The sequence below is a fragment of the Streptomyces sp. NPDC056347 genome (assembly GCF_042262625.1).
Lineage (GTDB): Bacteria > Actinomycetota > Actinomycetes > Streptomycetales > Streptomycetaceae > Streptomyces.
Map to the genome: position 1 here is coordinate 1 of NZ_JBHJQP010000279.1, position 6,444 is coordinate 6,444.

The following is a 6,444-nucleotide window of genomic DNA, read 5'->3' on the forward strand; positions in this document are numbered from 1 at the left end:
CCCCGGGGGGGTGCGGCGGCCCTCATGTCGTGGCCGGCCGGACGGGCGCGGCGCTATCCCTCCGGTCCGCCGAAGACGGCGCCGACGCTGTTGGCACCGTTGCCGTTGCCGTTGCCGCCATTGCCGTTGCCGCCGTTGCCGGCCCCGCCGTTCCAGCCCCCGCCGGTCTGCGGCGGGGGCGTCGTCGACGGGTCCCCCCCGGTGCCGGTGGTATCCCCGCCGTTGCCGCCGTTGCCGGCCCCGCCGTTGTTGTGCTGGCAGTCCCAGTCCCATCGGCCACAGGTCTCGGTGGGGTCGGGCGACGCCGGGGGCGTGGTCTCCTTCGGCTCCTCGGTCTCCGAGGTGGTCGGCGACGGATCGGTCGTCGCGGGGGGCGTGGGAGTGGGGCTCTGCGCGCCGCCGCCGTAAACCTTGTCGCCGATCGGCTCCGGCTCGGGGAAGCTCTCGACCGGCTTCCCCTCCATCGCGCCCGCCATGTAGTCGTGCCAGATCTGGGCCGGGAACGACGCACCGTGGATGGTCTTCTCACCACCCGTGCCGTACATCTTCTCGAACTTGCGGTTCTTGTTCTTCTCGTTGTCGTCGAGCCGGTACATGCTGATCGCCGTGGAGAGCTGCGGCGTGTAGCCGACGAACCAGGCGGACTTGTTGTCGTCCGTCGTACCCGTCTTGCCCGCCACGTCCCGGCCGGGGAGCTGTGCGGGGGTACCCGTCCCCTTCTCGACGACGTTCTTCAGGACGTCGGTGACGTTGTCGGCGATCGCGGCGTCGAAGGCGCGCTTGTTGGCGGTCTCGTGCCGGTAGACCGTCTTGCCGCCGTACTTCACCTCGGAGACCGAGTAGGGCTCACGCTGCTGGCCGCTGGCCGCGAAGGTCGCGTACGCGCCGGCCATCCGGATCGCGCTGGGCGAGGACGTACCGATGGAGAACGACGGCACGGTCGCGTTCGCCAGGCTGCCGTCGTCCTTCAGCCCGGCGGCCATGGCGACTTCCTTCACCTTGTCGGTGCCGACGTCCATACCGAGCTGTACGTACGGGGAGTTGGCCGACCACTGCATCGCCTCGCGCAGGGTGATGTTGCCCTTCGACTCGCCGCCGTCGTTGGCCTGGCGCCACTCCTTGCCGTTCTCGTCGGCCCAGATCTGGCCGTTGTACTTCTTGATCCGCAGCAGGTTGTCGGCGTTGTAGATACTGAGCGGCGAGACCTTCGTGCGATCGGACGGTCCCTGGTCCTCGCCGAGCGCGGGGTTGCGCTTGCCGTACTCCATCGCCGCCGCCAGCACGAACGGCTTGAAGGTCGAGCCGACCTGGGCGCCGGTGGGGTTGGCGTTGTTGGTGAAGTGCTTGGTCGCGTCCTCGCCGCCGTAGATCGCCACGATGGCGCCGGTCTTGGGGTCGATCGAGCCGCCGCCGAACTGGACGTGGGTGTCCGTCTCCGGGCGCTTCTTCGCATCGATCTTGTCCTTGTAGACCTTCTTGACCGCGGCTTCGAGCTGGTTGACCTTCTTCTTCTCGAAGGTCGTGCGGATCTGGTAGCCGCCCCGGGCCAGCATCTCCGCCGTGACGCCGTCGGTGTTGTTGCTGAGGAAGTACTTCCGGGCCAGTTCGACCAGGTAGCCGGTCTGACCGCCCAGCTGGGCGTTCTGCTTCGGCGGCTTGGGCATCGGGAACACCGTGTACTTGGCACGCTCCGTCTGCGAGAGACGGCCGTCCTTCACCTCTTCGTCGAGGATCCACTTCCAGCGCTTCTTGGCCCGCTCGGTGTTCAGCTTCGCCGTGGCCTGCTCGGGGTCGACCTCGGGGGCGCCCGCCGGGTCGTAGTACGAGGCGCCCTTGAGCAGCGAGGCCATGAACGCGCACTCGCTCGGGTTGAGATCGACGGCGTCCTTGTTGTAGTACGCACGAGCCGCCGCCTGGAGCCCCGAAGCGCCCCTGCCGTAGTACGAGACATTGAGGTAGCCCGTGATGATCTGGCTCTTCTTCATGTCGTTGTTGACCTTGAGCGTGATGAAGAGTTCCTGGAACTTCCGGCTCAGGGTCTGTTCCTGCGACAGGCGCGAGTTCTTCACGTACTGCTGGGTGATCGTCGAACCACCCTGGGTCTCACCACCGGTGGCCATGTTGAACAGGGCGCGGGCGATACCCATGGGGTCGATGCCGCTGTCGTGCTCGAAGGACTTGTTCTCGGCCGAGATGACGGCGTTGCGCATCGCCTCGGGGATCTGCTCGTAGTCGATGATCTGGCGGTTGGCCGCCCCACCGGTGGCGATCATCTGCGAGCCATCGGCCCAGAGGTAGACGTTGTTCTGCGCTTCCGCCGCCTCGTTCACATTGGGCTTGCCCACCATCGCGTAGGCGATGGTGGCGACGCCCATGAGCATTCCGAGGAAGCCGATGCACAGACCGGTGACCAGCTTCCACGACGGCAGCCAGCGCCGCAGGCCGTCCTTCTCGGCGCGCGGGTAATCGATGAAACGCTTCTTGGCAGGGCGCCGGGCCTTGCGGCCGCGCCCTCTGCCGGGTTCTTCGTGCGCTCCGTCGCCGCCACCACGGCGGCGTCCACCACCGCCGCCACCACGGCCCGCGCCTCCGCGCTGGGCCGCTCGGCGGGCTTCGGCGCGTCCGCCGTGCGGACCGCCCCCGCTGTGCGAACCTGAAGGTGACTCGGAGGTGACTCCGTGTGACGGAGCGGCGCGGCGTCCTGAGGACTGCTGGGCAGCTCGTCTGGCCGCTGCGCGCCCGCCACCTTGCGGCTGGGGCGTTTTGCGACGGTGCTCGCTCATCGAACGACTACTCCTCGGGCAGGCGAGAGCGCCTGGAAGCGGCAGTTGAGATCCGGTCCCCCCGAATTACGGACCAGCCCTCCGGCAGGCTCGTCCGCCATGCGTCCGGCTGGCCCGCGAAGTCTGACGCTCGGGCGCGTCGCGCGGTTCCCGGTGGTCTGCATGCCGCACAGACTACGCACGGTCAAAACCCTCCTAGGACCGAACTTCACCCCAAACAACGCAAGTCGGTGCCTACGAATTCGCGATGTGACGCCGTTCACGATGGCCCCCCTTGTCGCATCGCGGGTACCGATCTATCGTCTGGATGTATCGAGTCGATACATCAGCTCGGCACATCAGCTCGACGGACCCGCTCAGCACGGAGCTCCGCAGGGGGCAGCAGCAGCACTCGGAGAAGAAGGAGGCGAAGGTGAGCAGACGCTCGGGCATCCTCGAATTCGCCGTTCTCGGTCTGCTCCGCGAGTCCCCGATGCACGGCTACGAGCTGCGCAAGCGCCTCAACACCTCGTTGGGGATCTTCCGCGCCTTCAGCTATGGCACCCTCTACCCCTGCCTCAAGACGCTGGTCGCCAACGGCTGGCTGGCCGAGGAACCGGGGGCCGTCCCCGCCGACGCCCCGCCCGCCACCGGCCGTGCGGTCGCTCCCGCATCCTCGCTGGCCGGGCGCCGCGCCAAGATCGTCTACCGGCTGACGGCGGAAGGTAAGGAGCACTTCGAGGAGCTGCTCTCGCACACCGGCCCCGATTCCTGGGAGGACGAGCACTTCGCAGCCCGCTTCGCCTTCTTCGGGCAGACGGAGCGCGAGGTGCGGATGCGGGTGCTGGAAGGCCGGCGCAGCCGGCTGGAGGAGCGGCTGGAGAAGATGCGGGCCTCGCTGGCCCGCACTCGCGAGCGCCTCGACGACTACACGCTTGAGCTGCAGCGGCACGGCATGGAATCCGTGGAGCGCGAAGTGCGCTGGCTGAACGAGCTCATCGAGAGCGAGCGGTCGGGACGGGATCAGCGACGGTCCTCGCCCGGGAGCGAAGCTCAGCAGAACACCGCAGGAGAGACGGGCGGCCTGCCCCGGCGCCGGGGTGACACCCCGCCGGATCCGTCCGACGACACCTCAAAGTGAGGCCCCCGCAGTTCCGCGGGTCCTCATCGGGAACATCCAAAACACACAGGGAGCAACCGGAATGGGTTCGGTTCGCGTAGCCATCGTCGGCGTGGGCAACTGCGCCGCCTCGCTGGTCCAGGGCGTCGAGTACTACAAGGACGCCGATCCGGCCGGCAAGGTGCCCGGTCTGATGCACGTCCAGTTCGGCGAGTACCACGTGCGGGACGTCGAGTTCGTCGCCGCCTTCGACGTCGACGCGAAGAAGGTCGGTCTCGACCTCGCGGACGCCATCGGTGCCAGCGAGAACAACACCATCAAGCTCTGCGACGTGCCGAACTCCGGCGTCACCGTCCAGCGCGGCCACACCCACGACGGTCTCGGCAAGTACTACCGCGAGACCATCGAGGAGTCCGCCGAGGCGCCGGTCGACATCGTCCAGATCCTCAAGGACCGCAAGGTCGACGTTCTCGTCTGCTACCTGCCCGTCGGTTCCGAGGTCGCCGCGAAGTTCTACGCGCAGTGCGCCATCGACGCCAAGGTCGCGTTCGTCAACGCCCTCCCGGTCTTCATCGCCGGTACCAAGGAGTGGGCGGACAAGTTCACCGAGGCCGGTGTCCCGATCGTCGGTGACGACATCAAGTCGCAGGTCGGCGCCACCATCACGCACCGTGTGATGGCGAAGCTCTTCGAGGACCGGGGTGTCATCCTGGACCGCACGATGCAGCTGAACGTCGGCGGCAACATGGACTTCAAGAACATGCTCGAGCGCGAGCGCCTGGAGTCCAAGAAGATCTCCAAGACGCAGGCCGTCACCTCGCAGATCCCCGACCGGGACCTCGGCGAGAAGAACGTCCACATCGGCCCGTCCGACTACGTGGCCTGGCTGGACGACCGCAAGTGGGCCTACGTCCGCCTGGAGGGCCGCGCGTTCGGTGACGTTCCGCTGAACCTGGAGTACAAGCTCGAGGTCTGGGACTCCCCGAACTCGGCCGGTGTCATCATCGACGCCCTGCGCGCCGCGAAGATCGCCAAGGACCGCGGCATCGGTGGCCCGATCCTCTCCGCGTCCTCCTACTTCATGAAGTCCCCGCCGGTGCAGTACTTCGACGACGAGGCCCGCGAGAACGTCGAGAAGTTCATCCGCGGCGAGGTCGCCAACTGACGCAGCCGGACACGGAGCGGGCGCACGGCGTACTGCCGGGCCATCACGCTCCCTGAGGCTCCGTACCGTTGAGGGTCCCCGGGCAATCTGCCCGGGGACCCTCAACGTATGTGACTCTTGATCGCATGGCCGTCGTCGGTGATCTGCGCGTTCTGCTGCGCCTTCGGGACTTCCGCCGCCTGCTGACGGTACGCGTCCTCTCCCAGTCGGCCGACGGGGTCTTCCAGGTGGCACTGGCGGCCCATGTCGTCTTCTCACCGGAGAAACAGGCCTCGGCGGGCGCCATCGCCTCCGCGATGGCAGTGCTGCTGCTTCCCTACTCCGTCATCGGTCCGTTCGCCGGCGTCCTGCTCGACCGCTGGCCGCGCCGCCAGGTCTTCCTGTACGGGAACCTGTTGCGGGCCGCACTCGCCTGCTGCACCGCGCTCCTCGTACTCGGCTCCGTGCCCGACTGGCTCTTCTACATCTCGGCGCTGTGCGTCACCGCGGTCAACCGCTTCGTCCTGGCCGGGCTCTCGGCCGCGCTGCCGCGCGTCGTGGACCGCGACCGGCTGGTGCTGGCCAACTCGCTCTCGCCGACCGCAGGTACGCTCGCGGCCACCGCGGGCGGCGGCCTCGCCTTCGCCGTGCGGCTGTTGCTGTCGGACTCCGACGCCGCGGTGGTCCTGCTGGGCGCGGCCCTCTACCTCGCTTCGGCGCTGGCGTCCCTGACCCTGGCGATCGAGCTGCTCGGGCCGGACCGGCACGGGCCGCGGGCCCGGCTGGGCGAGGCGCTGGCCGCCACCGCACGCGGGCTGGCCGACGGCCTGCGCCACCTGGCGGCACGGAAGCAGGCGGGCCGGGTACTGGCCGCCATGACCGCGATGCGCTTCTGCTACGGAGCGCTGACCGTGACGGTACTGATGCTGTGCCGGTACGCCTGGACCGGGAGTGAGACCGAGGGGCTGGCCCTCCTCGGGCTGGCCGTGGGCGTCTCCGGCGCGGGTTTCTTCGCGGCGGCCGTGCTGACGCCCTGGGCGGCGGGGCGGCTCGGGCGATTCCGCTGGATGACGGTGTGCGCAGCCTCGGCCGCCGTCCTCGAACCCGCGCTGGCGCTCTGGTTCGACCCTCTGCCGATGTTGGCCGCGGCATTCGTTCTCGGCCTGGTCACCCAGGGCGCGAAGATCGCGACGGACACCGTGGTGCAGACCTCGGTGGCGGACTCCTTCCGCGGGCGCGTCTTCTCCCTCTACGACGTGCTGTTCAACGTCGCCTTCGTGGGCGCCGCCGCGGTAGCCGCCCTGCTCCTGCCGCCCGACGGGCGATCGGTCGCGGTGGTGGTCGGCGTGGCGGTCGTGTACGCGGTCGTCGCCGTGCTGCTGTTCCGATGGGAACGGGCCGACGGAACCCCCGCTGTC

At 68.5% G+C, this 6,444-nt stretch carries 5 protein-coding genes; 4 read left to right on the top strand and 1 reads right to left on the bottom strand.

Annotation, left to right across the window (positions count from 1 at the left end; all coding sequences use genetic code 11):
• Positions 1 to 53 precede the first annotated feature (53 nt).
• A complete protein-coding gene (locus tag ACFCV8_RS35080; RefSeq protein WP_376689569.1) occupies positions 54 to 2,375 on the bottom strand; it encodes a transglycosylase domain-containing protein in 2,322 nt (773 codons plus the stop codon).
• Between the two features lie 153 nt (positions 2,376 to 2,528).
• On the opposite strand from ACFCV8_RS35080, the gene ACFCV8_RS35085 reads away from it, so the two are divergent.
• The 4 genes from ACFCV8_RS35085 to ACFCV8_RS35100 all read left to right on the top strand — a co-directional run.
• A complete protein-coding gene (locus ACFCV8_RS35085; protein ID WP_376689570.1) occupies positions 2,529 to 2,657 on the top strand; it encodes a hypothetical protein in 129 nt (42 codons plus the stop codon).
• A 538-nt stretch (positions 2,658 to 3,195) separates the two neighbouring features.
• Positions 3,196 to 3,903 (top strand): helix-turn-helix transcriptional regulator, encoded by a 708-nt coding sequence (locus tag ACFCV8_RS35090; RefSeq protein ID WP_376689571.1) that lies wholly within the window; start codon positions 3,196 to 3,198, stop codon positions 3,901 to 3,903.
• 61 nt (positions 3,904 to 3,964) lie between these two features.
• The gene (locus ACFCV8_RS35095; RefSeq protein WP_376689572.1) at positions 3,965 to 5,047 is read left to right on the top strand and encodes an inositol-3-phosphate synthase; all 1,083 of its coding nucleotides are present in this window, start codon (positions 3,965 to 3,967) and stop codon (positions 5,045 to 5,047) included.
• 125 nt (positions 5,048 to 5,172) lie between these two features.
• On the top strand, positions 5,173 to 6,444 hold a 1,272-nt coding region (locus tag ACFCV8_RS35100; RefSeq protein WP_376689573.1), incomplete at its 3' end, for an MFS transporter.